This is a genomic window from Streptomyces sp. NPDC003393 (assembly GCF_053589015.1).
On the sequence record NZ_JBSFRB010000001.1, the window covers coordinates 65,525 to 79,819 of the forward strand.

15 protein-coding genes are annotated in these 14,295 nt (G+C 74.3%); 9 read left to right on the forward strand and 6 right to left on the reverse strand.

Going from position 1 to position 14,295, the window contains the following annotated elements; genetic code table 11:
- Positions 1-27: 27 nt before the first annotated feature.
- Positions 28-414, reverse strand: a complete 387-nt coding sequence (locus ACWDUZ_RS00275) for a hypothetical protein (protein ID WP_451629479.1) — start codon at positions 412-414, stop codon at positions 28-30.
- A gap of 101 nt (positions 415-515) precedes the next feature.
- Between ACWDUZ_RS00275 and ACWDUZ_RS00280 the strand changes: the two genes are divergently transcribed.
- Complete coding sequence (locus tag ACWDUZ_RS00280; RefSeq protein WP_451629480.1) at positions 516-902, forward strand: transglycosylase family protein; 387 nt, start codon at positions 516-518, stop codon at positions 900-902.
- A gap of 40 nt (positions 903-942) precedes the next feature.
- On the opposite strand, the gene ACWDUZ_RS00285 is transcribed toward ACWDUZ_RS00280, so the two are convergent.
- Positions 943-1,824 (reverse strand): diacylglycerol kinase family protein, encoded by an 882-nt coding sequence (locus ACWDUZ_RS00285; RefSeq protein WP_451629481.1) that lies wholly within the window; start codon positions 1,822-1,824, stop codon positions 943-945.
- A 105-nt stretch (positions 1,825-1,929) separates the two neighbouring features.
- Positions 1,930-3,537 carry an FAD-binding oxidoreductase gene (locus ACWDUZ_RS00290; protein ID WP_451629482.1) on the reverse strand — a complete coding sequence of 536 codons (1,608 nt, stop codon included), beginning with the start codon at positions 3,535-3,537 and terminating at the stop codon, positions 1,930-1,932.
- Positions 3,538-3,594: 57 nt separating this feature from the next.
- Here ACWDUZ_RS00290 and ACWDUZ_RS00295 point away from each other — a divergent pair, with 57 nt between their 5' ends.
- Both ACWDUZ_RS00295 and ACWDUZ_RS00300 read left to right on the forward strand, forming a co-directional pair.
- Positions 3,595-4,248, forward strand: a complete 654-nt coding sequence (locus ACWDUZ_RS00295) for a TetR/AcrR family transcriptional regulator (RefSeq protein ID WP_451629483.1) — start codon at positions 3,595-3,597, stop codon at positions 4,246-4,248.
- Complete coding sequence (locus ACWDUZ_RS00300; protein WP_451629484.1) at positions 4,245-5,843, forward strand: glycerol-3-phosphate dehydrogenase/oxidase; 1,599 nt, start codon at positions 4,245-4,247, stop codon at positions 5,841-5,843. The genes ACWDUZ_RS00295 and ACWDUZ_RS00300 overlap by 4 nt, the downstream gene beginning before the upstream one ends.
- Before the next feature lie 76 nt (positions 5,844-5,919).
- Here ACWDUZ_RS00300 and ACWDUZ_RS00305 read toward each other — a convergent pair whose 3' ends face one another.
- Both ACWDUZ_RS00305 and ACWDUZ_RS00310 read right to left on the reverse strand, forming a co-directional pair.
- Entirely contained in the window at positions 5,920-6,447 is a 528-nt protein-coding gene (locus ACWDUZ_RS00305; RefSeq protein WP_451629803.1) for a hypothetical protein, read from the reverse strand.
- Positions 6,448-6,664: 217 nt separating this feature from the next.
- Positions 6,665-8,944 carry a catalase gene (locus tag ACWDUZ_RS00310; RefSeq protein ID WP_451629485.1) on the reverse strand — a complete coding sequence of 760 codons (2,280 nt, stop codon included), beginning with the start codon at positions 8,942-8,944 and terminating at the stop codon, positions 6,665-6,667.
- Between the two features lie 332 nt (positions 8,945-9,276).
- Here ACWDUZ_RS00310 and ACWDUZ_RS00315 point away from each other — a divergent pair, with 332 nt between their 5' ends.
- From ACWDUZ_RS00315 to ACWDUZ_RS00340, 6 genes are all read left to right on the forward strand, one after another.
- A complete protein-coding gene (locus tag ACWDUZ_RS00315) occupies positions 9,277-9,987 on the forward strand; it encodes a lipoprotein (RefSeq protein WP_451629486.1) in 711 nt (236 codons plus the stop codon).
- A gap of 252 nt (positions 9,988-10,239) precedes the next feature.
- Entirely contained in the window at positions 10,240-10,998 is a 759-nt protein-coding gene (locus tag ACWDUZ_RS00320) for a nucleotidyltransferase family protein (RefSeq protein ID WP_451629487.1), read from the forward strand.
- Positions 10,995-11,285 (forward strand): hypothetical protein, encoded by a 291-nt coding sequence (locus ACWDUZ_RS00325; protein ID WP_451629488.1) that lies wholly within the window; start codon positions 10,995-10,997, stop codon positions 11,283-11,285. The genes ACWDUZ_RS00320 and ACWDUZ_RS00325 overlap by 4 nt, the downstream gene beginning before the upstream one ends.
- Entirely contained in the window at positions 11,282-12,043 is a 762-nt protein-coding gene (locus ACWDUZ_RS00330; protein ID WP_451629489.1) for a metallophosphoesterase family protein, read from the forward strand. Before ACWDUZ_RS00325 ends, ACWDUZ_RS00330 begins: the two co-directional genes overlap by 4 nt.
- Before the next feature lie 159 nt (positions 12,044-12,202).
- The gene (locus ACWDUZ_RS00335) at positions 12,203-12,667 is read left to right on the forward strand and encodes a low molecular weight protein-tyrosine-phosphatase (RefSeq protein ID WP_451629490.1); all 465 of its coding nucleotides are present in this window, start codon (positions 12,203-12,205) and stop codon (positions 12,665-12,667) included.
- Between the two features lie 130 nt (positions 12,668-12,797).
- On the forward strand, positions 12,798-13,586 hold the full coding sequence (locus ACWDUZ_RS00340) for a fructosamine kinase family protein (RefSeq protein WP_451629804.1): 789 nt from the start codon (positions 12,798-12,800) through the stop codon (positions 13,584-13,586).
- 4 nt (positions 13,587-13,590) lie between these two features.
- Here the strand turns inward: ACWDUZ_RS00340 and ACWDUZ_RS00345 are convergent, their stop codons facing one another.
- A complete protein-coding gene (locus ACWDUZ_RS00345) occupies positions 13,591-14,055 on the reverse strand; it encodes an SRPBCC family protein (protein WP_451629491.1) in 465 nt (154 codons plus the stop codon).
- Between the last annotated feature and the right edge of the window lie 240 nt (positions 14,056-14,295).

Below are 14,295 nucleotides of genomic sequence, written 5' to 3' on the forward strand. Positions count from 1 at the left end.
GACCGCTGCGGCGTTTCGCCCGTCCGGTCAGGTCTCTTCCTCCATCCGGATCGCATTCCTCAGGTCCTCGAAGGCCGGGCTGTGGTCGTCCTTGTTCATCTCCAGCAGGGCGCGGGCGAGCGCGTCGAGTTTGCGCTGGACGGCGTGCTCGGCGCGCATCTCGGCGTTCTTCAGCAGGGCGGGCAGCAGCAGCGTCACAGCGGTCGTGGACTCACCCGCGAGCAGCAGCAACTCCGGTTCCAGATGGGCCGCGTGGGCGGAGACGAAGAAGCCGACGAAGACCAGGCAGATCAGGAAGAAGGCCGGTGAGCTGGTGAAGTTGGAGGCGTCTCGGCGAACTGGTCGAACGGGCCGCGCCGGGGGCCGCCACGGTGCGCGGGACTCTCGAACGTCATGAACGGGAGCTTTCCCCATGTGGCATGGCCGGAGCGGGGCTTGCGCGCACGCCGCAGCCCGCCGTCACCATCGGCGCGTCGCCTCGCTACTGTAGGTTGATATGATGTAACAGTCTGCACATGAATCGGCAGCAGAACATCGACAGGGCCTCCGTCCGTCATGACGGGGCATCAGGTCAGCACCCTCGTCGCCGTGGACTGCGCGGGGCGCTGCTGGTCGCCGCGACCACCGCGGCGCTGGCCGGAGCACCCGCGGCGACCGCGCTCCCGTCCCGGGGCCTCAGCCCCAACTGGGACGCCATCGCGGCGTGCGAGTCCAGCGGCAACTGGAGGGCGAACACCGGAAACGGGTACTACGGCGGACTTCAGTTCGCCCAGTCCAGCTGGATCGCGGCCGGCGGACGGAGGTACGCGCCCCGGGCGGACCTGGCCACGCGCCGGGAGCAGATCAAGGTGGCCCGGCGGCTGGCCCGCATCCAGGGGATGTCGGCCTGGGGCTGCGCCTGAGCCCGCCCCGACCGCCTCGACCGATGGCCCGGCCCGCGGGTCAGCACAGTACGGAGAGTGCGCCGGGCAGCACCCGGGCGGTGACGGGCAGCACCGCGTCGACCTCGCCGTCGGCGCCGTAGGGAACCGGCCGGTCGGCCTCGATCCGGATCTCCCGGCCGCGCAGGATCCGCACCTCGGGCCGGTCGACATGCGTGCCCGACCTCAACTCGTTCATCAGGGCGAAGAAGAGCCTGCGCGGGGCGGCGCGGATCAGCACCACGTCGAGCAGTCCGTCGTCCACCCGGGCGCCGGGCGCGATCATCCGGCCGGAGCCGTAGTACGCCGAGTTGGCGGCCACCACGGTGTAGCCGCGGTGGCCGTGCTCCTCGCCGTCCACGGTGACGCGGTAGGTCGCCGCGCGCCAGGTGGCCACCGCCCGCAGTCCCCCCGCGTAGTACGAGGCGGCGCCCCGCAGCAGCCGGGCGTGGTTGGCGTGCCGGTTGGCGAGCGCGTCGACGCCCGCGTACACGCTGCCGAGGACGACGGTGCGGGGGTGGACGGCCGACTCCACCTCGATGGTGTCGACCTGGCGCGGCTCGTGGTGCAGCAACACCCGTGCCAGTGCGGCCGGGTCGGCGGGCAGGTCGAGCGCGCGGGCGAAGTCGTTGCCGCGGCCGGCCGGGACGAGACCGAGGACGGTGCCGGTGCCGCTCAGGGCGCCGCCGATGCCTCCGGCGATGCCGTCGCCGCCGACGGCCAGGACGACCCGTCCCTGCTCGCCGGCCCGCCGGGCGAGGTCCTGCGCGTGGGCGAGGCTGCGGCTGTACTCGGTCTCCAGTTCGGCGCCCGCCTCGCGGAGCAGCCTGGCCACCCTCAGCAGCGCCGCGGCACCCGCGGATCCGCCGGCGGTCGGGTTGACGATGGCGGTGAACTGTCGCATCGGTGGGCCTCCGGGCGGAGTCAGGGCGGTCGGGCGGATCGGGAACGGTGGGGAGCGGGCGGGCGCGCGGACCGCGGGTCGGTGCGGGCGCCGCGCCCGCCCGCGTCACTCCAGGGGCAGGAGGACTCCGGGGTTGAGCAGACCGTGCGGGTCGAGCCGCTGCTTGACGGCGCGCAGGGCCTCGACGCCCAGCGGTCCCGCCTCCCGGACGTACCCGTCGCGGTGGTCGGTGCCCACGCCGTGGTGGTGGCTGATGGTGCCGCCCGCGCCGAGGATCGCCTCGTTCGCGGCGCGCTTGGCGGGCGCCCAGTGTGTCACGGGATCCTCGCCCTGCGCCGAGACGACGGTGAAGTAGAGGGAGGCGCCGTTCTCGTAGACGTGCGAGATGTGGCACATCACGAGCGGCGGGGTGCCGGACTCGGTGAGCGTCGTGGTGAGCGCGGTGCGGACGGCGGCGTACAGCTCGGGCACGCGTGACCAGAACGCGGCGGTCTCCAGGGTCTCGGCGAACGCGCCCACGTCCAGCAGCGCGTCGCGCAGATACGGCGCCGAGTAGCGGCCGTGGGCCCAGCGTTCGCCGGGTTCCTCGCCGAGGTACGTGCCGCCGCACGCGCGCAGCACGGCGGCGGCGCGCTCCCGGCGGTGGGCGACGTCCTCGGCGGTGCCCTCGTAACCGGCGATCGCCTGGCAGCCGGCCGGTTGCTGCCCGCCGGAGGCGCCGATGGCGTCGGGCTGGGCGAGTCCGATCAGGGTCTCGGTCTCGTCGGACAGGCGCAGCACCGTGGGCCGCGGTCCGTCCTGGGCCAGCCGGCGCAGCGCGGTGGCGCCCTCCTCGAAGGAGGCGAAGCGCCAACCCTCGTACACCCGGGTGTGCGGCAGCGGGCGCAGGCGCACGGTCACCGAGGTGATGACGCCGAAGACGCCCTCGGAGCCGAGCACGAGCTGGCGCAGGTCGGGTCCGGCCGCCGAGCGCGGGGCCCGGCCGGCCTCCAGGGTGCCCTCGGGGGTGGCGAGGGTGAGGCCGAGCACCATCTCGTCGAAGCGGCCGTACCCGGCCGAGGCCTGGCCGCTGGAGCGGGCCGCGGCGCATCCGCCGATGGTGGCCCACTCGTAGGACTGCGGGAAGTGACCGAGGGTGAAGCCGTGCTCCGCCAGCAGCGCCTCGGCCTGCGGGGCGCGCAGTCCCGGTTGCAGGGTGGCGGCGCGGGAGACGGGGTCGAGGGCGAGCAGCCCGTCCATGCGGCGCAGGTCCAGGGCGACGAAGGGGCGCGGACGGGACCCCGGCTGCTCGGGGGCGAGGCCGCCGACGACGGAGGTGCCGCCGCCGAACGGGACGAGGGCCAGGTCGTGGGCGGCGCAGGCGCGCAGGACGGCGAGCACCTCGTCGTGGCCCGCCGGGAGCACCACGGCCGCCGGGAGGTCGGTGACGTCCCCGCGGCGGATCCGCAGCAGGTCGGGGGTGGACTTGCCGCGGGTGTGCCGGATCCGGGACTCGGCGTCGGTGCGGAGGTGCGCCTCGTCGCCGACGGCGTCCCGCAGGGCACGGTGCGCGGCGGCGCTCAGCGGTACCGCGGGGACGTCGATGTCCTCCAGCTCGACCGGGCCGGTGCCGTGCGCCGTGACCCCGAGCAGGTCGCGCAGCAGCGCGGTCACCGAGTCGGGCAGCGGTGTGGCCTTGGCCGGGTCGCCCCAGCCGCTCCACAGCATGTCCATGGGGTTGTTCCTCACCGGTCGGATCGAAGGGGCGTTACACGCGTTACACTGTTACACATGACGCCTATTCGTCACAACGGTTCGGCGGCGCCGAACGCCAAGGGCGACCTCGCGGCGGCTTCCGTCCCGCCGGACACCGCCGGGGATCCCGTGCTCGACGCCGTGCGCGACTGCGTGCTGGCCGTCGGAGTCCGGCGTACGACCATGACGGACGTGGCCCGGCGTGCCGGTGTCTCCCGGATGACGCTGTACCGGCGCTCGCCCGACGTCCGCGCCCTGGTGGGCGATCTGATGACCCGGGAGTGGATCGACGTGGCCACGCGGGCGATGCCCGAGCGCCGGTCCGGGAGCGACACGCGCACGCGGGTCGTCGACGGGCTGGTGGCCGGGGTGGCGGCGTTCCGCGCGCACCCACTGTTCCGCAAGATCGTCGACGTCGACCCCGAACTGCTGCTCCCCTATGTACTGGACCGCCGCGGAGCCAGCCAGGAGGCCCTGCTGGCGCTGCTCCGCGACGCCCTGCGCGAGGGCCACACCGACGGTTCGGTACGCGCGGGCCACCCGGACCGGCAGGCCAGGTCCCTGCTGCTGGTCGTCCAGTCCTTCACGCTGTCGCTGCGCACGATGACCGACGAGGACGATGCCGGCCTGACCGCCGAGGCGTTCCTCGTGGAACTGCGGACCATCCTGGAGAGGACCCTGACGCCATGAGCCGAGCCCACCCGCACACCACCCCGGACGGCGCGGCTCCCGGATCGTCGCTGACCGTCGCGCGTCGCGCCCGCGAGCTGGCCCTGACCGTCGGCGGTCCGGCCGTGGACGTCCTGGTCGTCGGACTGGGCGCGACCGGGGCGGGGGCCGCGCTGGACGCGGCGGCCCGGGGGCTGACCGTGGCCGCGATCGACGCCCACGACCTGGCCTTCGGCACCTCCCGCTGGAGCTCGAAGCTCATCCACGGCGGGCTGCGCTACCTGGCCTCGGCCCAGCTCGACGTCGCGCACGAGAGCGCGGTCGAACGCGGGGTGCTGATGGAGCGCACCGCGCCCCACCTGGTCCGCGCCCAGCCGTTCGTGCTGCCTCTGACCCCACTGGTCTCCCGCGGTCAGGCCGCCCTCGCCTGGGCGGGCCTGCGCGCGGGCGACGGTCTGCGCCTGGCGGCGCGCACCGCCCGCGCCACCTTGCCGGCGCCGCGCCGGCTGTCCGCCGTGGAGACGCGCCATCTCGCCCCGGCGCTGCGCGGGACGGGGCTGCGCGGCGGTCTGCTGTCCTGGGACGGCCGGCTCGCCGACGACGCCCGCCTGGTCACGGCCGTCGCCCGTACGGCCGCGGCGCGCGGCGCGCGGATCCTGACCCGGGTGCGGGCGCTGGAACTGACCGCGACCGGCGCCCGGGTCCGCGACGAACTCACCGGCGAGGAGGGCGAGATCCGGGCCGGCGCCGTGATCAACGCCTCCGGGGTGTGGGCGGGCGGTCTCGTGGACGGCATCCGTATACGCCCCTCCCGCGGCACGCATCTGGTGCTGCGGGCCGACCGCCTCGGTCCGCTGCCCGCCGGGCTGCACATTCCGGTCCCCGGCGAGAGCAACCGCTTCGTCCTCGTGCTGCCCCAGGGCGACGGCCGGGTCTACGTCGGTCTCACCGACGAGCCCGTCGACGGCGAGATCCCCGACGTTCCCGAGGCCCCGGAGACCGACATCGGGTTCCTGCTCGACGTCCTGGGGTCCGCTCTGGAGGCGCCCGTCCACCGCGCGGACGTCGTGGGCGCCTTCGCGGGGCTCCGCCCCCTGCTGGACACCGGGCCGGGCGACGACCCGGAAGGGGCGCCCCGGACCGCGGACATCTCCCGGCGGCACGCGGTGCTCACCTCGCCGGACGGTGTGATCACCGTGGTCGGCGGCAAGCTGACGACCTACCGGCGGATGGCCGAGGACGCCGTGGACGCCGCCGTCGCCGCGCGCCGGCTGGCCGCGGGACCCTCCCCAACCGCCTCGCTGCCCCTCGTGGGCGCCGCGTCGCCACGCGCCCTGTCCGCGCTCCGGGCACCGCGCCGGCTGATCCGCCGCTACGGCACCGAGGCACCGGCCGTCCACGCCCTGGGGGTCCGCGACCCGCGGCTGCGCGAACCCGTGCTCGAAGGCCATCCCGTCACACGCGCCGAACTGGCATGGGGCGTACGGCACGAGGGCGCGCTCGACGAGGCCGACCTCCTCGACCGGCGGACCCGCATCGGCCTGGTCCCCGCCGACCGCTCCGCCGCGCTGCCGGCCGCAAGAGAGGCGGCGGGGAAGGTACTCGGGTCCCGGTAAAGGCGGAGGCGGCTCCCGGACCCCGGTGATCTCGGGGCCCTCCGGCCCGGGCCGGGGCCCTGGTGGTCCGTGCCGGTCAGGCCGCCAGGGGCCGGTCCGGTTGCAGACGGTCCAGGAGCTGGGGGTGGTGCAGGGTGCTCACCGGGGCGAGGAGGTCGGGGTGGCGCAGCAGCGCGGCCGCCCGGCGGTCCCGCTCGTCCGGGTCGAGGAGCCGGCGGAACTCGACCGAGGCGCCCGCCAGGTGGTCGCCGTCGGCGAGCGCGGCCACCGCGCGGCCGGCGAGACCGGGGTCGGTGAGCAGACAGGCCGCCCAGCTCGCCACGACCTCGTCCACCCAGGTGCGCCAGGCGCACGCCTCCGGGTCGTCGGCCTCGACGCCGTCGGCGCCGGCGATCCAGTCCAGCCGTGCCGAACCGCCGGGGCCCGACATGCCGACCAGTGCGGCGTCCATGGACGTGGGGTAGCGCAGCCAGGCCGCGACCGTGACCGCCTGGCGCGCCTGGACCTCGCACAGGGCGGAGGCCAGCGCCCCGCCGGACGCCGGGTACGCGCTGGTCAGCCATTGGGTGGTCGCCGCGATGAGAGGGGAGAGATCTTCGAGCACTGCCGGGCCGTTCGAGCTGTTCACGGACGAAAAGGACTCCGTCCACGCTAGCCGTCGGCCGCGGCGGGCCATATGGCCCAGGCCTCCTCCGGGGCGTGGCATGTACCACACGGCACGCGCCGGTGGACGGCGGTGCGGGACGGGGGGCCCGGGCGCTGCGGCGGGTGTGCAGTTGTGACGGTTCGGACGTGACCGGCGCCCAGCGGGGCGGGGCGGGTCAGGCCTCGCCGGGGAAGCGCTCCCAGACGCGATGGGCACCCAGGAGACGGGTGATCCGCTCCAGCGTGGTGGGTCCGCTGTCGCCGACGATCACGCCGGGGGCGTCGACGGGGACGCCGGCCGCCTCCAGCGCGGCCTCCGCGCCCTTCCAGGCGCCGATCGCCTTGCCGTGCCGGAAGGCCTCGGAGAGCAGCAGGACGACGCGCGGATCGTGGGTCGCCTGCTCCGGGGAGGGCAGAGGGGACTTGGCGTCGCGGGCGCCGTAGGCGTCGGCGCCCACGCCCGGCGACCCGGCCAGCAGGACGGCGTCGAACTCGACGGAGCGGGCGGTGGCGTAGGTGCGCTGGACGGGCAGCGCGTCGGCGCCGTCGCCGAGCATGCCGCCGGTCGGCGCGACGACGAAGGGGACCATGCCGTCGGCGAGCACCGCCTCGCGTACGGCCCGCACGCCGTCCAGGTCGCCGTCCGGCCCGGCGACGATGCCGATGACCCTGCCCTCCGTCGGCCAGGTCCGCCCGACCTGGGACAGCGCCGGGCTGGGCTCGACCTCGGCCAGGGGAACGGTGGCCTCGGGCGCGGGCAGGCCCAGCCCGGCGGCGACCTGAGCGCACAGCTCGGGGTCGATGTTGGCGAGCACCCGCAGGCCCCGTTCCTTGATGGCCTGCTCCCAGCACTTGCCGAGTTCGAAGGTGTAGGCGCCGATGATGTGCTCGCGCTCCACCGGGCTCATGCTGAGCCAGAACCGGCGGGGCTGGCTGAAGTGGTCCTTGAAGGTCTCGGGCGCGTCCCGGACCTTCTTCGCCTCCGGCACGCGTACGGGCGTCTCGATGTACGCGCCCGTGTCCGCGCCCGCCGTGAACGGGCAACCGCCGTCGAGGGAGTTGGGACGGTAGGGGGCGACGCCCGTGTGCACGGCGGACTGGTGGAAGCTGTCGCGCAGCATGTCGTTGACCGGGGCGTGTGTGCGGTTGATCGGGATCTGCCCGAAGTTGGGGCCGCCCAGGCGGGTGATCTGGGTGTCCAGGTAGGAGAACAGACGCCCGGCGAGCAGCGGGTCGTCGGTGATGTCGATGCCGGGGACGAGGTGGCCGGGGTGGAAGGCCACCTGCTCGGTCTCGGCGAAGAAGTTCTCCGGGTTGCGGTTGAGGACGAGCCGCCCGACGGGCTGCACGGGGGCGAGTTCCTCCGGGACGATGTTCGTCGGGTCCAGCAGGTCGATGCCCTCGAAGGTCTGCTCGGGGATGTCGGGGAAGGTCTGGATGCCCAGTTCCCACTCGGGGAAGGCGCCCGCCTCGATGGCGTCGGCGAGGTCCCGGCGGTGGAAGTCCGGGTCGACGCCGTTGATGATCTGCGCCTCCTCCCACACCAGGGAGTGCACACCCAGCTTGGGCTTCCAGTGCCACTTCACCAGAGTGGTGTTGCCCTTGGCGTTGACCAGGCGGAAGGTGTGGACGCCGAAGCCCTCCATCATCCGGAACGAGCGGGCGATGCCCCGGTCGGACATGTTCCACAGGGTGTGGTGGGTGGCCTCGGTGTGCAGGGTGACGAAGTCCCAGAAGGTGTCGTGGGCGCTCTGTGCCTGGGGGATCTCCCGGTCCGGGTGCGGCTTGGCGGCGTGCACGACGTCGGGGAACTTGATGGCGTCCTGGATGAAGAAGACCGGGATGTTGTTCCCGACCAGGTCGAAGACGCCCTCTTCGGTGTAGAACTTCGTCGCGAAACCGCGGGTGTCGCGCACGGTGTCGGCGGATCCCCGGGATCCCAGCACCGTGGAGAACCGTACGAAGACCGGCGTCTCGACGTCCCTTGCGAGGAACGCCGCCTTGGTCACCGAGGCCGCGGTGCCGTAGCTGGTGAAGATGCCGTGCGCCGCGGCCCCGCGGGCGTGGACCACGCGCTCCGGGATGCGTTCGTGGTCGAAGTGCATGATCTTCTCGCGCAGGTGGTGGTCCTGCAGCAGCACCGGTCCGCGGGGACCGGCCTTGAGCGAGTGGTCGGTGTCGTACAGCCGTGCGCCCTGCGCGGTGGTCAGATAGCTCCCGGCCTGTGCCATGGCGGACTGGTCCGCGCCGGTCGGCTGTCCCGTGGGCGAGACGGTGTCCGGGCCGGTCTGGTCCGGCTTGGGCGGCAGGGGCCCCTGGGGCTCCGTGGGCTCCGCGACGGAGGGCGAGCGCGAACCCGGCTTGCCCGGGATGCCCCCCTCCGGTCCCGCGCCGTCGCCCTGGAGGGCGTCGGCGACCTTGTGGGCTGCCTTCTTGATGGGGCTGGCCTCGCTCATCAGTACCGTTCCTCCGCTTCTGGCCGTGGCGCGGCTGGGTGCCCCGGCCGTGTGCTGTCCTGTCCGGCAGGGCGGTCGTCCGCGGGCGCGCCGGTCCGCGCCGCCCGGCCGGTCGTCACCGCTGGGCCCGAGCCCACTGGCTAACCCGGATGAGAAGAACAAAACGCCTTCAACGGGCATCAACTCCGTCAATCTCTCACGGCGGGGAGGCGGGTGCATGGGGCACGCGACGCGGGGGTGAATCCCTCCAACCCTCGCGCGGCGCATCCTCCGTTACAGTGACGCGGCTGCGGGAGGGGAAGGATCCCGGCCCGCGGGAGGGGAGAGACACGGTGACCATCGGGGCGGGAACGGCGTGGCGCGGTACGGTCGCCGCGGCAGTGCTGCTGGGCGGGGCGCTGACCGGCTGCTCGCAGGCGTCGGACGACGACGGGCACCGTGCCTCGCGTACGCCGACGACGGCCACCGGCACGGGGACGGCCGACGCGGGCACGGACGCGGGCACGGAGACCACGCGGGGCGTGGCCCGGCGCGGAGGCGGCGTCGGGGCGGCGGGGTCGGCGTGCCCCCTCCCCGTCAGCTTCGACGTCGCCGCCGACTGGAAGGCCGAGGCCGTGGACCCGGACGTCGGCGGCGACTCCCCGGAGGCCAGGGCGATCGCGGACGCGTTCCTGCGGGTGGGCCCGGTGACCGCCGCGTGCGAGATCGACGCCAAGCCGGCCGGGATCATCGGCTTTCTGCGGGTGTACACCGGCAAGCCGGGCTCGGGGGACGCCCGCTCGGTGCTGCGGGCCTTCCTGACGGCCGAGGGCGACGTGAGCAAGGCACAGTACAGCCCCTTCACGGGGGGCGGTCTCGACGGCGTCCAGGTCGAATACCTGATCACGCTCAAGACCCTGGACGAGTCGAGCACGGAGAGCGCGCTCGCCGTCGTCACCCCGAAGGGGCCGGTCGTGCTGCACCTGGGCGGGCTCGACACCGAGGAGCACGACCAGATGCTCCCCGCCTACGAACTCGCCAAGCGCACCCTGCGCCGTTCCTGACCGCGTCCGCCGCCCGCCGCCCCCGAGCCGGGGCGTCCGGCGTCCGGTCGGCCGCCGCGTCGGGTCTCCGGCGGGCCGCCCGGTGCCCGCCGGGGCTCGGCCGGTCACGGCGGGCGGGCATGCCGTGTCGGCACGGGCACGTCGGGTACCCGATCCGGCACAAGTGGGCGTCCGGGACCGGGCGAGCCGGCCGACCTGTGGAGGTGCGGCCCGGTGGGCCGCCCGGCGTTCGGTCCGGTGAATGGAGTGGGCATGACGCGGAACGGCGGCGACGCGGCTTCCGCCCGGCGGGCAGGACCCCCCGGCCTTCGTCTCGCGGCAGGCGGGGCGGAGTCTGACGGCCCGCACGGAACGCTGCCGAAGGAACAGCATCCGCCGCCCGACCAGGGACAGGCGATCCTGGAGGCGGCCAAGCAGGTCGGTGCGCTCCTGAAGCGTAAGGGACACCCGTTCGCCCTGGCGGGCAGCGTGGCCGCCTATGCGCACGGGGGGAACGCGAACCTGCGGCACGACGCCGACTTCTGCGTACGGCGCGAGGACGCCGAGGCGGTCGCGGACACCCTGCGCGACGGCGGCCTGCCGGTCCATACGCCGCCGGAGGACTGGCTGATCAAGTCGAAGTGCTTCGACCAGGACATCGACATCATCTTCGAACTGGCCCACGAGCCCGTCTCCCTGGACATGCTGGCCCGGGCCGAGGAACTGCCGGTGGACTCGGTGCGGATGCCCGTGCTGGCCCCCGACGATCTGCTGTGCGGTCTGATCGCCGCCTTCTCCGAGCACCACTGCGACTTCGGCGCGGTCCTGCCCATCGCCCGCGCCCTGCGCGAAAAAGTCGACTGGGACCACGTCCGGCGGGCCTGCGGCGACGAGCCCATGCCCGCCGCCTTCTTCTTCCTTCTCGAACGCCTGAAGGTCATCGCCCCGCGGCAGAAGACAGCGCGCACACGGCAGAACGAGCGGCAGGGCGCGCCACGGGAGCGGAACGAGCCTGGGGAGGAGCAGCCATGAACCACCACGCCCGAAAGCCGGCGCCCGGCGCTCCGGCCGCCGGCGAGAATGTGGAGTACCGGGTGGCCCATCTGAGGGACCGGATCGCGGGCGGGCCCCTGGGCGAGCTGGGCGTTCGGCTGGAGGTGCGCGGCGAGGCGGTGCTGCTGACCGGCACGGTCCCCTCGGCGCACACCCGCGACGAGATCTGCGACCTCGTCGCGGCGGAGCTGGCCGGACACCAGGTCCACTGCGACATCACGGTCGCCGACTCCTCCTCCCCCGATCACGCGGAGGACCTCGCATGATCCGCGCAGCAGCCGTCGGAGACATCCATATGGCGCCCGAGACCGAGGGCACCCTGCGCCCCGCCTTCGAGACGCTGCCCGACTGCGCCGACCTGCTCCTGCTGGCCGGTGACCTCACCCGGCACGGCACGCCGGAGGAGGCACGGGTGGTGGCGCGGGAGATCCACGGCCTGGGCGTGCCGGTGGTGGCCGTCCTCGGCAACCACGACCACCACGACGACCGGCCGCAGGAGGTCACCGCCATCCTGGAGGACGCCGGCGCGCAGGTCCTGGAAGGGCGCTCGGTCGTCGTGGACTGCGGCGGGGAACGCGTCGGGGTGGCGGGCACTACCGGGTTCGGCGGCGGCTTCGTCGGTCGCAGCGCGGGCGAGTTCGGGGAGCCGCTGATGAAGGAGTTCGTCCGGTACTCCCGCCGCTGCGCCGACAGCCTGCGCGCGTCGCTGGCACGGCTGACCGAGCAGGGCTGCGACATCCGTATCGCCCTGACCCACTACTCCCCCGTGCCGGAGACCCTCGCCGGCGAGCCCCTGGAGATCTATCCCTTCCTCGGCAGCTATCTGCTGGCCGAGGCCATCGACACGGCCGGGGCCGACCTCGCCGTGCACGGCCATGCGCACCTGGGCACGGAGAACGGCATGACCAACGGCGGAGTCCGGGTGCGCAATGTGGCCCAGCCGGTGATCGGACGGGCCTTCCACGTGTACCACCTGCACGCGCGGCAGCCGGTGGGAGCCGGCGCCGCCGGTGAACCCGCGTAGTCACACCATGGCCGCCGCACGGCGACGGGACGGCCGGATCGTCCAGGCAAACAGCAGGCTCCGGACGCCGAGTTCGAGGGTCCTCGAAAGCCTCCCGGACGCCTCTGCCGGGGGGCGAGGAGGACGACGAACCGGGCCGCCGCCCCGTACCCTGGGGCCGTGCACATCTGTTTTGTCTGCAGCGGGAACATCTGCCGGTCTCCGTCCGCGGCCCTGGTGTTCGCCGAGCATCTGCGCCGGGCGGGGTCGGCCGGGTCGGTGCGGGTCACCAGCGCCGGCATCGGACCGTGGCACGCCGGGGAGCCCATCGACGAGCGGGCCGGCGAGACACTGGCCCGGCACGGCTACCCGGTCGAACACGTCGCCGCGCAGATCGGCGCCGAGCACCTGGACGCCGACCTCTTCCTGGCCATGGACCGCGGCCACGAGAAGGCACTGCGCCGTCTCGTCGACGACCCGTCCCGGGTGCGGATGCTGCGCTCGTTCGACCCGGAGGCCACCGGCGACCTCGACGTCCCCGACCCGTACTACGGCGGTCCGGAGGGGTTCGAGGAGGTGCTGGGAATGATCGAGGCGGCGATGCCCGGACTGCTGGCCTGGGTGCGCGAACGCCGGCCGTCGTGACGTGCGGAAGCGACAGCACGGACGGGCGGACGAAGTCGGCGCCGCGCCGGACCACGCGGGCGCCGGCCCGGACGACCCGGCTGCCGCGGCGGCCCGGCTGACGGGTCGTCGGGTGACGACCCTGCGCCCGATGTCCTCGGCACTCGCCGAAGTGACGCTCGACGACGGGCGGGTGGTGATCGTCAAGCGCGGTGACGAGCCGGGCGCGGTGCGCGCCGAGGCCGCGGGGCTGCGCTGGCTGGCCGCCGCGGGCGCCGTGGCGGTCCCCGCCGTGCACGGACACGACGAGCGCTGGCTCGTGACGGACCGGGTTCCTCCGGGCCCGCCCGGCGCGCGGGCGGCGCTCCGCCTCGGGCGTGAGCTCGCGACCCTGCACACCGCCGGGGCACCCTCGTTCGGGGCCCCTCCCCCGGGCGGCCCCGAGCGGGCGTACATCGGGCTCGCGCCCCTGCGCAACGCGCCCGGCGACGACTGGCCGCACTGGTACGCCGAGCACCGCGTCCTTCCCTATCTGCGGCGCGCGGTCGACGACGGCTCGCTCCGCCCCGCCGAGGCCGCCGTGATCGAGGACGCCCTGGAACGGCTGCCGGAACTCTCCGGCCCCGCCGAGCCACCCGCGCGACTGCACGGCGACCTGTGGAACGGCAATGTGCTCTGGGGCGCGGACGGGCAGGCATGGCTGATCGACCCGGCGGCGCACGGCGGGCACCGCGAGACGGACCTGGCGATGCTGCACCTGTTCGGCTGCCCGCATCTGGACCGGGTGCTGGAGGGCTACCAGGAGGTGGCCCCGCTCGCCGACGGCTGGACCCACCGTATCGGGGTGCACCAGCTCTTCCCGCTGCTGGTGCACACGGTGCTGTTCGGCCGTGGGTACGCCCGGCAGGCCGTCGAGGCGGCGCGCGGCGCCGGCCGCTGAGCGCTCACCGCCGCACGCCCTCCACCAGCCGGGCGAGGTTGTCCAGAGCCATCCGGGTGCCCAGCTCGTTGTCCTGGGCGGGGACGGCGTCCGGCATTCCCTCGTGCCGGATGACGACCTCCGTCCCGTCCCGCACCTCGGTGAGGGACGTGGTCATCGTGATCGGGCCGCGCAGCGCGTCGTCGTCCGTCTCGAACTCGAGGACCTCGACCACCAGTTCACCCGGCACCAGCCGCGCGAAACGGCCCCGGTAGGTGTCCGTGCGGGCACCCGACTTCCCCTCGGCGCCGGGCTCGTCGTAGACGAGGGAGACCCGGAACCTGCCGCCCTCGCGGGCATCGAACTCGTGGACGTGGCCGGTCATGCCGTCCGGGACCCGCCAGGCCGCCACCGCGTCCGGGTCGACGAGCGCCCGGTACACGGCCGCGGGCGGCGCCTTCACCTGCCGCGAGACCGTCGTGGTGTACACAGCCGTACCGTACTGCACCCGGCACGCGTGCCGGGCGGAGGCACTGACGCCCCGTCATCCATTCTCTTGCACCTTGGCTTTGAGCCGAAGGTGTCTTCGGGCCGGCCGAGCGCCCCGGTGCGGGCATGCACACAGGTCGCCGATCCGGCCGCGCGCCACCGACCCCATGCACCTGGCCCGGACGTGCCGGCGTCCACGACACGATCGGCGGCGGCGCCCCCGACGCCGCCACGCGCTCCG

Bases quoted from the DNA above. Each gene is read 5' to 3' on its own strand.
- ACWDUZ_RS00330 (WP_451629489.1), top strand. From the start codon at position 11,282: ATGATCCGCGCAGCAGCCGTCGGAGACATCCATATGGCGCCCGAGACC.
- ACWDUZ_RS00300 (WP_451629484.1), top strand. From the start codon at position 4,245: ATGAGCCGAGCCCACCCGCACACCACCCCGGACGGCGCGGCTCCCGGA.
- ACWDUZ_RS00295 (WP_451629483.1), top strand. From the start codon at position 3,595: ATGACGCCTATTCGTCACAACGGTTCGGCGGCGCCGAACGCCAAGGGC.
- ACWDUZ_RS00290 (WP_451629482.1), bottom strand. From the start codon at position 3,537: ATGGACATGCTGTGGAGCGGCTGGGGCGACCCGGCCAAGGCCACACCG.
- ACWDUZ_RS00340 (WP_451629804.1), top strand. From the start codon at position 12,798: ATGTCCTCGGCACTCGCCGAAGTGACGCTCGACGACGGGCGGGTGGTG.
- ACWDUZ_RS00285 (WP_451629481.1), bottom strand. From the start codon at position 1,824: ATGCGACAGTTCACCGCCATCGTCAACCCGACCGCCGGCGGATCCGCG.
- ACWDUZ_RS00325 (WP_451629488.1), top strand. From the start codon at position 10,995: ATGAACCACCACGCCCGAAAGCCGGCGCCCGGCGCTCCGGCCGCCGGC.
- ACWDUZ_RS00280 (WP_451629480.1), top strand. From the start codon at position 516: ATGAATCGGCAGCAGAACATCGACAGGGCCTCCGTCCGTCATGACGGG.
- ACWDUZ_RS00320 (WP_451629487.1), top strand. From the start codon at position 10,240: ATGACGCGGAACGGCGGCGACGCGGCTTCCGCCCGGCGGGCAGGACCC.
- ACWDUZ_RS00310 (WP_451629485.1), bottom strand. From the start codon at position 8,944: ATGAGCGAGGCCAGCCCCATCAAGAAGGCAGCCCACAAGGTCGCCGAC.
- ACWDUZ_RS00275 (WP_451629479.1), bottom strand. From the start codon at position 414: ATGGGGAAAGCTCCCGTTCATGACGTTCGAGAGTCCCGCGCACCGTGG.